The following is a 14,500-nucleotide window of genomic DNA, read 5'->3' on the forward strand; positions in this document are numbered from 1 at the left end:
AATGTGGTTTTTGGGGTTCGAAGTCCTTCATTTCGGCAGTAGGCCACACGTTCTTCAAAGGCCAGTTTCAGCACCACGCGGCGCATCGCCAGATGGCCTGTTTGCCATATTTTACAAGGGCTTGCGAGAAACTGACAGGCGAGTTCGAACATTTCCTCGAAGGGGCGCTGCGGTTTGACTGTTGAGCCGAGTTGTTCCTTCATCACCAGCCGTTCTTTTTCAAGCGCATCGATTTTGGCCTCATAGGCCGAGATCACACGCGGGCTGGACGCGTCTACGATCCGGTCCAACAAAGCGGCAATCTGGGTTTCCAACTCACCCAGCTTGCGGTTCATGGCCTTGGCGGCGTCCTTCACCTGTTTGCCGCGCATCTCCCAAGCGACCTTGAACATATCGCGGATCAGGCCGTATGCCGTCTCGGAGGGCTCCAGCTCTTGCAGGAGCTCTTCAAACTCGCCTTCAAGCGCATCGCGGCGGATCGACTTGCCTTTGCTCTCGCAGCCCTTGGTGAAGCACAGATAGTACGGATGTTGCTTGCCCGTCTTGCTTTTTGACCAGCAGGCTGTGAGCGGGCTGTCACAGTCATTACATGTAATAAAGCCACGCAGCGGGAAGTCCTGGTTCAGATCAGGCCGCGCTGCGGCTTTAGGTTTTTCGTTCAGACGGTCTTGAATTGCCTGATAGGTCTTGAAGCTGATCAGCCCTTCATGATGACCTTTGCGCAAGGACACATCCCAGCTTGGGAACTCGATATAGCCTGCATAATGCGGCCTGTTCAGGATGCGGTTGACCGTCTCATTGGTCACATGCCCGTGGCGGGTTTTGGGGAAGTCGGGCTGGCTTTCCAGATAGCGTTTCACTTCGGCCTGTGTCTCGAAGCGTCCGCAAGCATAGCCTTCGAGGGCTTCCTGCACGATTGAAGCCAGCGGCTCATCGCGTACCAACAGCTTGCCGTGCGGTTTTACCCGCTCATATTTGAAGCCCACAGGCGCATGGCTTACCCAATAGCCGTTCATGACGCGGGCGCGCATGCGGTTTTTGGTTTGCTCGCCGTTCTTCTGGCGTTGATGCTGGGAGACTGAGGCCAGCAGGTTCTCAACAAGGATGGAGTCCGAATCCTCACCAAAGGTCACGGATGGGCTTTCCAGCGTCCCGCCCATGTCCTTGAGCGTGCGCCTGAGCGCCCAATGGCTTTCAATGTCGCGTGCAAGGCGGCTGATATCGTCAATGACGACGACCACGGGTTCACTCTGCGCTTTGATAAAGCCGAGCATCGCGTTGAAGGATGGCCTGTCTGCCACCCCGCCCGAGACGGCGCGTTCATAAAAAGACTCGATGACGCAATAGTTCTTGCGGGTGGCATATTCGCGGCAGCGCGTCTCCTGACTTTCCAGCCCGTGGCCTTCTTCGACCTGCGCCACCGAGGATACACGGCAATAGATAATGGCGTTCTGACTCATGGGCGGGCTCCTTCCTCAGCGCGGTCTTGTGATGGCTCTGATTGTAGCGAATCGGAGGGCAAAACGCCTTCTTTTTCGAAACTTTTGCTGAGATGCCCACAAGCCATTTGCGTGGCGCTGAGCCCATAGCCGAGATCAACAAATGCCATGACGAGGTTCCAGAATATCCCGAGATATTCCTGCTTCTCATCGTCGCTTAAATCGCAGCCGTCCAGATGATGGGCAAATGCCATCAGATCGACATCGAGCGTCATTGGCTTGCCGCTTATGGTGGTGATTTGTGTGTTTGGTGTTTCAGGTCCTTGTTTTGTGTTCACGTCTTTGGCTTTCTCTTGGGCGTTTATGTTTGGGTCATATGTTCAAATCCTTTCTCAAAAGAACATAAGTGGAACAAACTACCGTTTCCACATGTTCTTTGCAAGAAAATATTCCTATTTTACATAGGATTAGCGTGTGTGTTCTCGGCCCTTATCGGCGCTCGCACCGCCACGGCTCTTGCGAAACTCCATTCTGCTTTGCGTCTCGCGGCTTTGATCTCGGGGCTGTTCTTGTGCGTGCTCCTGAGCATGTTCACGGCGCAGCTCGTTGGTACGATGGTATGCAGCGCGTGACAGCTCACCGAGACGCAGCATGTCTGTGCCCGCATAGCTCTGGCTGTCATGAAAACGCCCCTGATCATCACGCCATGTACGGGCGAAAGTGGTGGAGTAGCTTGGGCCGTTCTCGCTGTCATTGCGCCAGATCGACGCCTTGAGGTTGCCGTCACGCAAGGTCTCGACAGGCTTGTTGCTCTCCTGCGTCTGATCGTCTCGCGCTTCTGTGTGGATGTGTCCGCTTTCTTTCATGGTCGTCCTTTCTTTGGGGTTATCGGCTTTTGGTTTGGCTCTGGCCTTGCGCTGCGTCGTCGAAACGCTGCGCAAGGAATTGGTCTTTGCTCATCGGCCTTGCTTGCGGCGCGCGGGGCTGATCCCCAAGAGCCGCCGCATGTTCTTTGCGCTGCAATTCTGTGTGCTTGGCCCAATCGATCCGCTGGCGGTATGGCAGTGGCGCGTTCATGGTCAGCTCGGGCATGGGCTGGTGCGGTCTGCGCTGCGCCATAAAGGCCGCGCGGTTCATTTGCGGCTGCGAAAACGCCGCTCTGCGCTCTGCCTCTGTCTTGCCCAGATCGGCATGTTGCGCCTGCGTGGCGGGATCGCGCGTTTGCGAGAAATTACTGCGCACATCGGGCACATTTACCTGTGGCGGGCTTTTTCCGGGCAGGCGATCTGCATTGTTATGGGCGAATGATCCGGGGCCGTGATTGTAACCCCCGCCTGATCCGCTCTTTGTCTCGCTCATGGCCTACCTTCCGATGCGGCTCCACAGGCCGCTCTGATATTGCGGGTAATGGGCAAAGCGCTTTGGGACGCGCTGCGCGATTACGCGCCGCCATCTTTTGCCGAGCCGCGTTTGCACGCGCACTTTGCCCGATGGCGGATGAAACGGGTTCGGGTGATAGCGCCCCGCCCACAGGCGGTGATCAAAATAGTGCCGCCGCTCGACCTTCACCGGATATTGCACCCCATCGACAAACATGAAGGCTTCACGCTCCGGCGCATTCAACACCTCATCGGGCGTATAGAGCGGCCTGCGTTCCTTGGCCTGATGAATGGAGGCGCTGCGCAAGTGATTAAGCCGCGCGCTCATGGCAAAGGGATCGGCCCCTTCGATCATGCCGTTCATCAACTCGCGCCGCACAACATCGGCTTCGCTTTGTTTGAGGCGGTTATCATAAGACAGGGTCTGCACGCCAAGCATCTTGGACAGCCGCGCGGCATCTTCGATATCGCGCGCCGCGAAGCTGATTTGCAGTCCCGCGCTGGAGGTCAGGATGGCGCGTCCGTTCGCACCGAGCCCGTTCATCTGCTCTGAGGATTGAAACACCGCAACAGGTGTGATGCCCAGACCCGCGCCAAGGGTGAAGAGCTTGATCAGGAGCGGGAAGGCTCCGATCTGTCCGGCCTCATCGATGATCCAGACCTGACGCGGGGCATCGGGGCGGCGGGCTTTTTCGATCATCGCCCCGACAAAGAAACTGCGCAGGATCGGTGCCCAGTTCTGCACGCTTTGAGCGGGTGGCATGAAATAGACCTGATAGCGCTGCGCCCCGTCGCAAAGCTGATCGAAGCTCAGATCAAAGGGCGGAGATAAAGCCGCTTGCAACTGCGGATCGGCCAGCGCCGAAAGCGCCTTGAGCATTTCACCGATAATGCCCTTGAAGCCGCCGCTGGTATCATCGCGGCTGGCGGCAATCTCTTCTTCTACATGGTAGGCCAGATCAAAACCCGATGAATGCATGTCATAGGCCACATCAAGCCAAGATTCCCCGCCGCCGGGGATCAGCGAGACCGCGCGGTAGAGATCAGGCAAGGTCAGCACGTCATTCTTGGCCACCAGCGCAAGGATGATCGCGCTCAGATAGCTTTGCGCCCGCAGCTCAAAATACGCCCCTTGCGGGCTGTCAGAACGCGGGCAGAGATTTTCTGCGAGGCTTTGCGCATCGGCTACCAATGAAGGGTTGTTCTTGTTTAAAAATCCCACAGGATTGATGCGGTGCTGCGCAAGGCCGTGCATCGCTGTGGGGTTCCAATAGATACAATATTTGCGATCAGGGGTCTGGTTCTGACTGATCGCCGCGCCTTCGCCCTTGATATCAAGCATGATGATCGAGGTCTTGGGCAGAACGCCGTGAAACAGGTTTGGCCCCAAGAATTGTGTGAGCTTGCCGCTTCGCGCGCCCGCCTGAATAAGTGCGCCCGCTGCGCCGCTATACCAGAGCGGCTTGCCATCGATATAGCCGCAAAACAGGCTTTCGGGTCTTTGCCGAAACATCCCCGCGCGGGCAATCTCTGCGCGGGTTGCAAAACGGGCCGATCCAAAGCGCGTATGATCATCATGCACAGTCATATCACCGGGTCTCTGGCGGCAGGCTTGGCGCAGGCGCGCAGTGCCCATCAAGCATTATGCCGTTGCACGCCGCCGCGCCGTCACGGCCTTCACCCGAAAAGGCGCTGATCAGCCAGAGCCCTGCAAAGATCACCAACACGATCTGCCATGCAGACACTTGGCTTTCCTGGCTCTGGATTGGTTGCACGGTAAAGCCGGGATTTTGTTGTTTATTGCCGAACATAAATAAACTCCTGTTGTGAGATGGAAATCAGGCAAAGCGTGCGATGAAGGTCATCGCCGCCATGATCAGACCCGTGGAGAGCGAAGCCCGCGCTCCGAAGAAAATCGTCAGGCCGCACACAGCCCACCAGACAAAAGCCACGGGTTCTTCAAAGCCGTCCGCGTAGTAGCGCGCAGAGAACGCCTGCACATGTGGCAGGCTGTAGGCATAGGCGATGGGCGTGGCAAAGAACGCCACCACAAGCGCCAGCACATTAGCGAGCGCAACGACGCTCGACATGAAGACATTTTGGGAGGCTTGGTCGTACTTATTCTGTGGAGGGGATTGCATGGGCGCTGCTCCTGAAAAAAGATGTGCGGGATCGGCGCACGAGAGCGTGCCCCCATGCGCAAAGTTGTGGATCAGGGATGAAAAAGCTGAGCGGCTTAGCTGCGCCGCATCAGCCCGCCAAGCGCGTACCAGAGCAAACTCATGGCTAGCACCGCGCCTATAACGGCTGCGCCTGCATTCTCTTCCTGGACAAGGTCAAGCGTTGCCAGAGCCGTCAGAACCGCAACGCCAACAGCGATGGCGCGGTGTTCCAGCTTGCGTGCGGGCTTGTCGCCAACAGTAAGTTGGTCAGTGTTGTGAGGAATGTTCGTTTGATCTGTCATCATATTCTCCAGTGACAAGAGCGCACGGAGGCGCTAGTTCTGGAGTGACGCTGACCGCCAAGTTAAGCGTCACCCCGATGCCCGACAGGGTGTCGGTCTTTGGAAAGGGCCGTGCGAAAGCGCGGCTCTTTTGCTTTGTGAGAGGTACGCGGAATCGGTTGTCCCAGCTCACATTTAAGAGCTACAACGCATGGCACTAATATGTCAATAGTGCCATTTTATGGTGCGGGTTCGTCGTCATTCCTTGATGCATCTACGATATGCAACTCGGCAACGACCTTGCTGAATGCATCAGCCATGTCCTCAATGCGTTCGCGTAAGCTGTCTGACACATCAGCAGGTAGTGGGATCATAACTGGCGAAGGCCCACCTTCGCTTCGAAGCCGTTCTGCACACGCATCAACGATCCATTTGCTTAGCGACTCGTTCCGTGCTCCAGCCGCAGCCTTCATGTCGTCCGCCATGCTGACCGGGAAGTTCACTTGCTTTGGCTTAGTTGACTCCCCTGGAGTTCTTCTTGTTCTTCTTGGTCCGTCCTCAGAAATACCTTTGGCTTTCTCTTCGTTCTCAAATTCAAAAAAAGCGGTTATGTCACGCGCCGTATTTGCGGCTCTTACCAATGCTGCAATGACGGGAATAATCGCTTTGCGCTCCAAATTTTCTCGCGCAATATCAATCTGTTGTGTAGCATTTTGTGCAGATTTTTGCAAATTTTTTGAAGCGTTTTGGTACTGTTCTGAGTCCAAGCAGGCACGCAGTAGGCCATCCAATTGATCTGCATGCCGCCGAAGTATTACAATATCGACAGATTTATGGTTCGCATCCATTTTTATTATGGACAGGTGTAGCTTTACCGCTCGTTCATAGCGGGAATGCACATCCTTGGGGAACATGCTGCTTGGTAGATATACTTGGCTCATGCTCAACTCCCATGGCTCTATTGGCTCAATAGTCGTATAAGCAGAATCCTCCAAACTCACAATGCCGGGCTGCTTTCAGCTTGACCGTGATCGCCTCACGACTTTCGGGCATCAGGCTCGGCGGGTTGGGCTTCGTTCTCCGCCGCCATGCGGTGGATGATCGCGCTGAACGTCGCGGCCATCTCTTCGACGCGCGTGCGCACCGAAGGCGTCAGGCGGTCGGGCATAGAAATAACAACCGGTTGGCCAAGCGGTGGATTTGACGAAACATCGGCTTTGGGCACTTTCACCATGAACTCGTAATGTGCCGCAACATCACGCAGACGCCCTGTGGCTTTGACCAGCGTTTCCACCACAGGAACAAGCGCATTGCGCTCCAGAAAGTCCCGGTTGCGGAAGACGCAATGCCTGACAAACATTACCGCTGCCTGCAAAGGGCGCGTCCTGTCCCGATACGGATCGGCGGTGAGGCATTCATCAAGCAGCGTCTCGATTTCGTCATTCATGCGCTCAAGGATCGGTTTGCTCAGCGTTACCCGTCTGGCTGCGATATTGGCTGCACCTTTCTGGAGGGAAATTGCATGCAAGTAGCGCGCTTGTGTTTTCGGGAGCTCACACATTTCCGCAAAGCCTCACTCTAGGAATTGGGGTGCAAGCGCGAGACGGCTTTGCGGGCGCGGTGCAGGATTGCACCCTGATCCTTGTAGTCAAATTGCCGGAAACGCTCCGCGCCGTTTGTCTCGAAAGGGCTCTGCGCCAGTGTAAGCAGATGGCCGAGCCGCTCGCGTGATCCGACCACCTGAGAGAGGGTAATGCTGATTGCGCATTCGATCAGCCGTAGCGCTGCCTCGTCCGTGACGTTTACGGGTTTGGGAATGGCGCGCTGTGCGACAGAACGCGCCATTTGTTTGATGTGAAGTGAGTTATCCATGCCCAGACCTTCGCTACCTCGCCTAATCGCCAGAACCCAGCATTTCTTCCAGTAAAATATCGCCGTTGGGGCTGTAGAATTTGAACGGGATATTTTGAGTAAACCCACTCAAGCGCAGCATCAACGAGCTGGCCTTCGCGCAGGCGTTCAGATCTTCCCCAGCCGTTTCTGAGGTTTGAAAGGCCATCGAACTGGCGACGACAGCTATGCCGCTTTCCAAAGACAGCCAGCCCGTGAAGGGCTCAAGACATTCCACTTCAAGCGCGAAGCCTTGCCCCGCCAGAAACGCGGGCATTGTGCTTCGTGCGGACCCTGTATTTGCAGCGTCCACCTTGGCATAGACCGGGCCGGACTGGCGTTCCAACACGGCGACATTGTTCTCGATATAGCTCAGGATAAAGGCTTCTTCGAGATGAGGTTCGGTGATCGCTTCGATCCCGTCATAGAGAGGGTCCAAATAATCCCCGATGAGAACTTCCAGCCGATTCGGCGTGCTGCGCTTCAACAGGATGATCGCGTTGCCTGCATTTGAGGCTACAAAGCCATGCGGTTCTATGTTGATGAGTGCGACAAAGATATCAGAGGTGCCAACCCTGCTGACCACAGCCTGTCCGGGTGCACGTTCTTTTCCCCACTCGAAACGTAGTAAGTCCGTCGCAGCATCTGCCCGCTGGACCGTGAGGATCGTCGCGTCATTCGCCGACTCCTCACGGTAGGTGCCGACCAGTGCGTCGAGTTCCGCAGAGGTGAGCCGCCCGGCATCAAAGACCGGGGTGGAGTCGACCTCCTTACAGTTGCTCAGTAGGATAAGGGCAAGAAAACAGGCCAGAACTCGGAGCAGCGTCATGTCATTATTTCTCTCATCTGGGATTTACCGTCTGGCTTCTAACCAATGATCTTCACAAGGTTCGAGGCGGTGATCAAGTTGTTGAACGGGACGGGACTATTGCATCAGTTGCGCACGAGAATATCCGCAGCGCCCGCCAAGGCCAACGCTGCCCCAAAACCCCATGATTTCATCATCGCCTCTCTCCCTTTATACGATCTGCTTGCGGGTTGCGGCCCATCCAAGGCCAAGCAGCCCGAAAGCCAGCATCGGCAAGGAGGCAGGCAAAGGCACCGCCGAGACAGGCGGTTCGCCCGCGCCGCCTGTGATCGTGAACTCACCCGCGCCGAAGAACAGCTCTGTGGTCTCAAAGAAGCGGCTATCGGCCAGCGTGATCGCGCCTGCAAACAGATCGAAATCGGAATCAAGCCCGCTTGCTGCGCCGGAAAAGAGTGAATTGGGATTATCAAACAGATAATCGCCCAGCCCTGTGGCGCTCATGCTTAAGGTAAAGAAACTTGGAGCCAGTGCGCCCATAGTGCCCGTCCAGCCATTGCCAATCAGCCCGCCGCCTATGTGGGATTGTGCCGAGACGGTTTGCTGGCTTGGCGTCTGGATTTGGCCGACTTGAGGCGCGAGTACCGTGCCCGTCACGCTGGCGGGCTCGTAAAGCACAGCTCCGAGTTCGGTTGTCAGTTCGAACGAGACAAGCGCCGTTGTTGCCGCCCCAAAATCGAAGAACGCTCCTGTATTGGGATCAGCGCTTGTATCACCATAGCTGTCATCGAAGACAGCGACAGCAGTAAATGCGCTACCTGGTGAGTACACCAGCGAACCGTACGATTCGCCGGTTGTGCCGTTAACCGTCAGGGTGACCGTCGCGGCGTGTAACGGTGCATACATAAGGATGCAGGCGGCGGTGGAAGACAGAAAAGTTCGCAATGACATTTTGGGTTTCCTCACAACTCAGGGACAATTTTTTCAGAAGAGTTGGGAAGCCGCGCTAGCTGCGGGATATCACGCAAAGATGTAGCAAATTGTGATCGCCGCCGGTCGCCAAGAGCTTGACCTTGATCCATTTTCCATACAACCCTAACTTATCTGAAAAAGATCGTATTGGGATTGACGGCAAAAATCCGAGTCTGTTCAATGGCTTGCAACATGCCCAAAAATCCGCTCATCCCCTCACGCAATCGCAACCATCCTGCCAAGGGATCATCGATCAAGGTCGAGCCGATCCGTTCGCTGGAGGCGATTGCTGCAATCAAAACCCTGCTTGCAGACAACCCGCGCGATCTGTGTCTGTTCACGTTTGGGATCAACACGGCCTACCGCGCAGGAGAAATCCTGTCATTGAGCGTTGATCAGGTTGAACACCTACAGGCAGGTGACAGGCTGGAAATCAAGCAGAGCAAGACAGGGAAGTACCGAGCGACAACGCTGAACGGGACGGTTATTCGCGCGATTGTCGGCTGGCTGGCAGAGCACCCAAACCCTGTGAGTGATGCGCCACTTTTCATCTCGCGCACGGGGAAGAAAGCACTCAAGGTCTCCAGCGTGAACGCCATGATCAAGGCCTGGTGCGCCGAGGTCGGGCTGCACGGCAACTACGGCACGCATTCCATGCGCAAGACTTGGGGCTATCATCAACGCGTCCAGATGGATCGGCCCATCCCTCTGCTTATGGCAGCCTACGGTCATGCCTCACAGGCCCAGACCCTCGACTATCTTTGCATTCAGGATGATGAAATTCGCGACCTTTACGACTTAGAGCTTTGAGGCCAATCAATCGCGTCGAATTGACGAACGATGCTATGCCGATCCTCATCGCTCATGCCGCCGACAATGCGAGGCCGCATTGCGTCAATCACCACTGAAAGTAGATAAGCATATCGCTGTTCGAGAGGTACTGGCACGTCGTGAAATTGCGCGAGTTCTTCCTCCAAATCCGTAAGCTCGTGTTGATGCAGGTTTCTGAGTTCAGAAATGTCCGCATGATTCTTCCGGGCAGCCGAGACTAAAACTTTGATCCTATCGAACTCTTCGATTGTACAGTCGAGATCAAAATCCCCGTCTTCTGTCTCTGTGATCTTGATCATCTTATACGCCCGAATGTTCTGAGTATTCAGAAAGAGCTGTTTGAAGACGATCCAGCGCTTTTCGATACCGCTGCCGTAACGACGCCGACTTATCGTCGGGGAGCAATGCCAGACGCGCAGGATCGCTGTTGTCCGATAAGTCGGCAATCTTCACCTGCAACGCTCCCAACGGGCCGATGCGTGCAAGATGTTCGATGCGCTCGGCATAGGTCTGTTCACCGTCAGCGCGCTTGGTCACGGCCTCAACGATCCTGATCGTCTCATCCGAATACCCACGCCGCCGCAGATTATCAGCATTCACATCGCAATCTTCAATCGCGTCATGGAGCAAGGCCGCATGTTCCACGTCAACGGATGCGTCGGGGAAGAGGCTCAGCAACCGTTCATGCACACGCAAGACATGATGGATATACGGTTGCCCCGCCTTGTCGGTCTGGCCGTGGTGCAACTCACGTACCCAGGCTTGTGTTTCTTCAATGGTTGGCATCTGCTCGTGTTTCATCGTTGTTCACTGACATCGTATCATGATTCCCGAATGTCCAAATGTATGACAAAGGGGCTGTCGTTCCGACCTTACGTTACACGCAAGATGTGCGGTGTATGACACCGCCATGGCTGCGGGCGGCTAAAGCCGTCCTCGGCAAGGGGGCGTGCCGCCCCCTGTGCAACCCCTTGCAAACTGCCGCTGCCGTGTGGATATCCGCTAGATTTTGTATGTCTATGGATGCACACAACAAAGCTAGCTGCTAGGTTCAACCCATAGCTATGGAGTCGTTGAACCTTGAACGCCGTCGAAATTGAAGAAGCCATTTCCGCACTTGCTGAGCAGCCTTTTGACGTTCAGGAGTTTTCGTATGCTTTCCTCGAAGCGTTCGGCAACAAAGCTACTACGCTCAAGCGGCTTCGCACCGGAGCTTCCAACAAGTCCGATCTTGGTGGCGTTCTTCAGACCAACAACATCCATATTGCTGTCTGTGACGAAGGCGATGTCACACAAACTTTGGCAGAGTTGAAGGCCAGTCCTTCAACCACCAAAGCCAAAGCCAAATTCGTTCTTGCAACGGATGGTGCCGACCTTGAGGCAGAAGACCTCACCACAGGCGAAACGATTGCCTGCGCCTTCAAAGACTTTCCCGATCACTTTGGCTTTTTCCTGCCCTTGGCGGGTATAAGCACAGTCAAGCAAATCCGCGAAAGCTCATTCGACATCAAGGCGACGGGCCGCCTCAATCGCCTCTACGTCGAACTTCTGAAAGACAACCCCGAATGGGGCACCGCCGAACGCCGCCACGACATGAACCATTTCATGGCGCGGCTGATCTTCTGCTTCTTTGCGGAAGACACCGACATCTTTGCCAGTGCGGATCAGTTCACCAAAACGATTGAACAGATGAGCGAACGGGATTCCTCGAACACCCATGAGGTGATCAGTGAGCTCTTCCGCGCCATGAATACTAAGGCCGAGGATCGAACTTCCGCAGGTATTGCCCGCTGGGCGAATGCCTTCCCATACGTGAACGGCGGACTTTTTTCCGGTACCACTGACGTGCCGCGCTTTAGCCGGATCGCGCGATCTTATCTGATCCACATCGGCAGCCTCGATTGGACGAAGATCAATCCTGATATCTTCGGCTCGATGATCCAGGCTGTGGCGGATGATGAAGAGCGCGGCGCGCTTGGCATGCACTATACATCCGTGCCGAACATCCTGAAGGTGCTCAATCCGCTCTTCCTCGATGATCTGCGTGAGAAGCTGGAAGAAGCGGGCGAAAATCCTCGCAAGCTTTTGAACCTACGCAATCGCATTGCAAAGATCAGGGTGTTCGATCCTGCCTGTGGATCGGGCAACTTCCTTGTCATCGCCTACAAGGAAATGCGTGCCATCGAGGCTGAGATTAACGAACGGCGCGACGAAGCCGATCGGCGCACGGAAATCCCGCTGACCAACTATCGTGGAATCGAGCTGCGCGACTTCCCTGCCGAGATCGCGCGGCTGGCGCTGATCATCGCTGAGTATCAGTGCGATGTGACATACCGCGGACAGAAAGAAGCTTTGGCGGAATTTCTTCCACTTGATGCCATGAACTGGATTACTTGTGGCAACGCCTTGCGACTTGATTGGCTGAGCATCTGCCCGCCTACAGGCACGGGCGTGAAACACCATGCTGATGATTTGTTCATGTCGCCTGTCGATCAAGCTGAAATCGACTTCGAGAATGAAGGCGGTGAAACTTATATTTGTGGGAACCCGCCATACATTTGGGCAAATAACCAGACCGCAGAACAGAAACAAGAAGTTCTTGATCTGCAAGAAGAGTTTGGGACCAGATTCAGGGGATTGGACTACGTAACGGGCTGGCTTTACAAATATGCTACTTACTCTCGCTTGACTTTGTGCGATGCTGCTTTCGTAACAACGAACTCAATCACACAGGGAGAGCAGGTCGATCCATTGTGGAGCGGATTAATCGGTGATGGATGCGCTCTCAGATTCGCCTTCAGATCATTCAAGTGGCAAAATCTAGCAAAGAGCAATGCCGGTGTTTCGGTCGTTATTGTTGGTTTGACTCGGGAGCAATGTTCTCAAAAGCTATTGTTTGATGGATCAGAACGGATAGTAACGTCAAATATTTCACCCTACCTACTTCCAATGGAAAACGTATGGGTTAAACCATCCACAAAACCTCTAAACCACATGCAGCCGATGATGTACGGTAGCAAACCAGTGTGTGGGGGCGGCCTGACTTTGACCCTCGATGAGGCAAGGGAAATCATCGGTGCTGCCCCTGATGGAGAGCAGTTCATCAAGAATTTTGTTGGTTCCGATGAAATAACATCTGGAAAGATGAGAAAGTGCATTTGGATTGACGATGATAAGGCCGAAAAGGCTAAACAGATTGGTCCAGTCAATTCACGTTTGGAAGTAGTTCGCGAGACCCGAGAAAAAAGCAAAAAGAAACAAACTAGAGATTTTGCTTTACGGCCGCATCGATTTATCGAGCGCCGCAGGAGTGAAGGCAATTTCATTGCCCTTCCTTGCGTATCTTCTGAAGCAAGGGATTTCTTGACGCCAATTTTTTCTACAGACGAAACTGTTGTTTCGAACCGGTGTTTTGGCGTCTACGATGTAGAGCTTTGGTATTTATCAATTATATCTTCTAAGATTCACTATACTTGGTGCGAAACGACAAGTGGTAAGTTGGAAACTAGGTTAAACTACTCCAACACACTCACTTGGAACAATTTTCCAATCCCGAACCTCACCGAAAAAAACAAGACTGACCTGACTCGCTGCGCCGAAGAAATCCTTCTGGCCCGTGAGGCGCATTTCCCCGCGACCATCGCCGATCTCTACGATCCCGAAAAGATGCCCGCTGACCTGCGCGCCGCTCATGACCGCAACGACGAGACCTTGGAGCGCATCTATATCGGTCGCCGCTTCCGTAACGACACCGAGCGGCTGGAAAAGCTCTTTGAATTATACACAAAAATGAAAACTAAGGCCGCCTAAACAATGAAAACCGATGCAACCACACGCCGATTTATCTTGGAGGAAGATAGCTTCCCCGATTTGCCACTCATGATGCTGATCACGCTGGACACACTGCGTGAACTAGGTGGCTCTGGCACCATTCAAGAATTAGTGGATCATGCGATTGAAGCGGAAGGCCTCACTGAAGAGGAACAGGCCTATCTGATGCCAAATGGTCGTGATCGGCGCTTCAACTACTATCTGGCGTGGTCACGGACATATCTGAAACGTGGCGAGGCGCTTGAGAACTCAGCGCGTGGCGTTTGGGCGCTAACTGAACTTGGCGAAGGCATCACGACGCTCGAAGAGACCCAAAAAATCCATGCGAAAGTCAATGAGGAAGAGCGTCAACGCGCCAAGGCCAAGCGGGACGCGAAGAAAGGCGAAAAAGTAGAGGCGGTGCCTGAAGATATCGCTGTTGACGTTTTTGCGCCAGATGAGGATGAGACGAACTGGCAAAATATCTTGCTGGCGCAACTCATGCAGATGGACCCGTCTGCGTTTGAAAGACTAGCGCAGCGTCTTTTGCGTGAGGCCGGTTTTGTCAAAGTCGAGGTTCGAGGAAAAACAGGAGACGGTGGTCTCGACGGCGTAGGAATCTTGCGCGTGAACTTAGTCTCGTTCCAAGTGTATTTTCAGTGCAAACGCTGGGGCAATAGTGTCGGCGCAAAAGAAATTAGAGATTTCCGAGGCGCATTACAGGGGCGCGCAGACAAAGGTTTGTTCATCACGACAAGCAGCTTCACCAAGCAGGCGTCAGATGAGGCGACCCGCGATGGGGCAATCGCAATTGATCTGATCGACGGCGATAGGCTTTGCGAGTTGCTGAAGCAGTTCGATCTGGGCGTCAAAACAGAGACAGTTGAGCGTGTAGTAATCGATGGCCAGTGGTTTCAGGAAGTTTGATTTG

At 54.5% G+C, this 14,500-nt stretch carries 18 protein-coding genes and 1 pseudogene; 4 read left to right on the plus strand and 15 right to left on the minus strand.

The features are described 5' to 3' along the window. Positions 1-191 precede the first annotated feature (191 nt). Complete coding sequence (locus tag GO499_RS19695) at positions 192-554, plus strand: hypothetical protein (protein WP_284154936.1); 363 nt, start codon at positions 192-194, stop codon at positions 552-554. Here the strand turns inward: GO499_RS19695 and GO499_RS08365 are convergent. From GO499_RS08365 to GO499_RS08425, 13 genes and pseudogenes are all read right to left on the minus strand, one after another. Further along, positions 498-1,460: pseudogene (locus tag GO499_RS08365) on the minus strand (recombinase family protein); the annotation flags it as partial. The gene GO499_RS19695 and the pseudogene GO499_RS08365 sit on opposite strands and share 57 nt — an antisense overlap. Beyond that, positions 1,457-1,777: a hypothetical protein gene (locus GO499_RS08370; RefSeq protein WP_161861778.1), complete on the minus strand. Its 321-nt coding sequence runs from the start codon at positions 1,775-1,777 to the stop codon at positions 1,457-1,459. The pseudogene GO499_RS08365 and the gene GO499_RS08370, both read right to left, overlap by 4 nt. 129 nt (positions 1,778-1,906) lie before the next feature. Next, complete coding sequence (locus GO499_RS08375) at positions 1,907-2,305, minus strand: hypothetical protein (RefSeq protein WP_161861779.1); 399 nt, start codon at positions 2,303-2,305, stop codon at positions 1,907-1,909. A gap of 19 nt (positions 2,306-2,324) precedes the next feature. Further along, positions 2,325-2,798, minus strand: a complete 474-nt coding sequence (locus GO499_RS08380) for a hypothetical protein (RefSeq protein WP_161861780.1) — start codon at positions 2,796-2,798, stop codon at positions 2,325-2,327. 3 nt (positions 2,799-2,801) lie between these two features. Next, positions 2,802-4,406, minus strand: coding sequence for a type IV secretory system conjugative DNA transfer family protein (locus GO499_RS08385; protein ID WP_161861781.1), 1,605 nt, complete (start codon positions 4,404-4,406; stop codon positions 2,802-2,804). 1 nt (position 4,407) lies between these two features. Continuing rightward, on the minus strand, positions 4,408-4,563 hold the full coding sequence (locus GO499_RS08390) for a hypothetical protein (protein ID WP_161861782.1): 156 nt from the start codon (positions 4,561-4,563) through the stop codon (positions 4,408-4,410). 93 nt (positions 4,564-4,656) lie between these two features. Beyond that, complete coding sequence (locus GO499_RS08395) at positions 4,657-4,908, minus strand: hypothetical protein (RefSeq protein ID WP_161861783.1); 252 nt, start codon at positions 4,906-4,908, stop codon at positions 4,657-4,659. A 146-nt stretch (positions 4,909-5,054) separates the two neighbouring features. Beyond that, positions 5,055-5,282 carry a hypothetical protein gene (locus GO499_RS08400; RefSeq protein ID WP_161861784.1) on the minus strand — a complete coding sequence of 76 codons (228 nt, stop codon included), beginning with the start codon at positions 5,280-5,282 and terminating at the stop codon, positions 5,055-5,057. A gap of 218 nt (positions 5,283-5,500) precedes the next feature. After that, entirely contained in the window at positions 5,501-6,202 is a 702-nt protein-coding gene (locus GO499_RS08405) for a hypothetical protein (protein ID WP_161861785.1), read from the minus strand. Positions 6,203-6,297: 95 nt separating this feature from the next. Beyond that, positions 6,298-6,789 (minus strand): hypothetical protein, encoded by a 492-nt coding sequence (locus GO499_RS08410; RefSeq protein ID WP_161861786.1) that lies wholly within the window; start codon positions 6,787-6,789, stop codon positions 6,298-6,300. Between the two features lie 50 nt (positions 6,790-6,839). After that, on the minus strand, positions 6,840-7,133 hold the full coding sequence (locus GO499_RS08415) for a hypothetical protein (RefSeq protein ID WP_161861787.1): 294 nt from the start codon (positions 7,131-7,133) through the stop codon (positions 6,840-6,842). Positions 7,134-7,155: 22 nt separating this feature from the next. Beyond that, positions 7,156-7,980, minus strand: coding sequence for a hypothetical protein (locus GO499_RS08420; RefSeq protein WP_161861788.1), 825 nt, complete (start codon positions 7,978-7,980; stop codon positions 7,156-7,158). A gap of 189 nt (positions 7,981-8,169) precedes the next feature. After that, complete coding sequence (locus GO499_RS08425) at positions 8,170-8,907, minus strand: hypothetical protein (protein ID WP_161861789.1); 738 nt, start codon at positions 8,905-8,907, stop codon at positions 8,170-8,172. Positions 8,908-9,120: 213 nt separating this feature from the next. Here GO499_RS08425 and GO499_RS08430 point away from each other — a divergent pair, with 213 nt between their 5' ends. Next, positions 9,121-9,738: a tyrosine-type recombinase/integrase gene (locus tag GO499_RS08430; RefSeq protein ID WP_161861790.1), complete on the plus strand. Its 618-nt coding sequence runs from the start codon at positions 9,121-9,123 to the stop codon at positions 9,736-9,738. Here the strand turns inward: GO499_RS08430 and GO499_RS08435 are convergent. Next, positions 9,720-10,058, minus strand: coding sequence for a hypothetical protein (locus GO499_RS08435; protein WP_161861791.1), 339 nt, complete (start codon positions 10,056-10,058; stop codon positions 9,720-9,722). The two genes, GO499_RS08430 and GO499_RS08435, sit on opposite strands and share 19 nt — an antisense overlap. 1 nt (position 10,059) lies before the next feature. Further along, complete coding sequence (locus GO499_RS08440; RefSeq protein ID WP_161861792.1) at positions 10,060-10,560, minus strand: HD domain-containing protein; 501 nt, start codon at positions 10,558-10,560, stop codon at positions 10,060-10,062. 279 nt (positions 10,561-10,839) lie between these two features. On the opposite strand from GO499_RS08440, the gene GO499_RS08445 reads away from it, so the two are divergent. Together GO499_RS08445 and GO499_RS08450 are read left to right on the plus strand one after the other, a co-directional pair. Further along, the gene (locus tag GO499_RS08445) at positions 10,840-13,569 is read left to right on the plus strand and encodes a class I SAM-dependent DNA methyltransferase (RefSeq protein ID WP_161861793.1); all 2,730 of its coding nucleotides are present in this window, start codon (positions 10,840-10,842) and stop codon (positions 13,567-13,569) included. A 3-nt stretch (positions 13,570-13,572) separates the two neighbouring features. Continuing rightward, the gene (locus GO499_RS08450; RefSeq protein WP_161861794.1) at positions 13,573-14,496 is read left to right on the plus strand and encodes a restriction endonuclease; all 924 of its coding nucleotides are present in this window, start codon (positions 13,573-13,575) and stop codon (positions 14,494-14,496) included. Positions 14,497-14,500: the final 4 nt, after the last annotated feature.

The organism is Algicella marina (assembly GCF_009931615.1).
Taxonomy (GTDB): Bacteria; Pseudomonadota; Alphaproteobacteria; order Rhodobacterales; family Rhodobacteraceae; genus Algicella; species Algicella marina.

Excerpts from the sequence above, each read along its gene's own strand:
- GO499_RS08405 (WP_161861785.1), bottom strand. The coding sequence starts at position 6,202 with ATGAGCCAAGTATATCTACCAAGCAGCATGTTCCCCAAGGATGTGCAT.
- GO499_RS08425 (WP_161861789.1), bottom strand. The coding sequence starts at position 8,907 with ATGTCATTGCGAACTTTTCTGTCTTCCACCGCCGCCTGCATCCTTATG.
- GO499_RS08450 (WP_161861794.1), top strand. The coding sequence starts at position 13,573 with ATGAAAACCGATGCAACCACACGCCGATTTATCTTGGAGGAAGATAGC.
- GO499_RS08440 (WP_161861792.1), bottom strand. The coding sequence starts at position 10,560 with ATGAAACACGAGCAGATGCCAACCATTGAAGAAACACAAGCCTGGGTA.
- GO499_RS08375 (WP_161861779.1), bottom strand. The coding sequence starts at position 2,305 with ATGAAAGAAAGCGGACACATCCACACAGAAGCGCGAGACGATCAGACG.
- GO499_RS08395 (WP_161861783.1), bottom strand. The coding sequence starts at position 4,908 with ATGTCGAGCGTCGTTGCGCTCGCTAATGTGCTGGCGCTTGTGGTGGCG.
- GO499_RS08380 (WP_161861780.1), bottom strand. The coding sequence starts at position 2,798 with ATGAGCGAGACAAAGAGCGGATCAGGCGGGGGTTACAATCACGGCCCC.
- GO499_RS08400 (WP_161861784.1), bottom strand. The coding sequence starts at position 5,282 with ATGACAGATCAAACGAACATTCCTCACAACACTGACCAACTTACTGTT.
- GO499_RS08415 (WP_161861787.1), bottom strand. The coding sequence starts at position 7,133 with ATGGATAACTCACTTCACATCAAACAAATGGCGCGTTCTGTCGCACAG.
- GO499_RS08420 (WP_161861788.1), bottom strand. The coding sequence starts at position 7,980 with ATGACGCTGCTCCGAGTTCTGGCCTGTTTTCTTGCCCTTATCCTACTG.
- GO499_RS08430 (WP_161861790.1), top strand. The coding sequence starts at position 9,121 with ATGCCCAAAAATCCGCTCATCCCCTCACGCAATCGCAACCATCCTGCC.
- GO499_RS08385 (WP_161861781.1), bottom strand. The coding sequence starts at position 4,406 with ATGACTGTGCATGATGATCATACGCGCTTTGGATCGGCCCGTTTTGCA.
- GO499_RS08435 (WP_161861791.1), bottom strand. The coding sequence starts at position 10,058 with ATGATCAAGATCACAGAGACAGAAGACGGGGATTTTGATCTCGACTGT.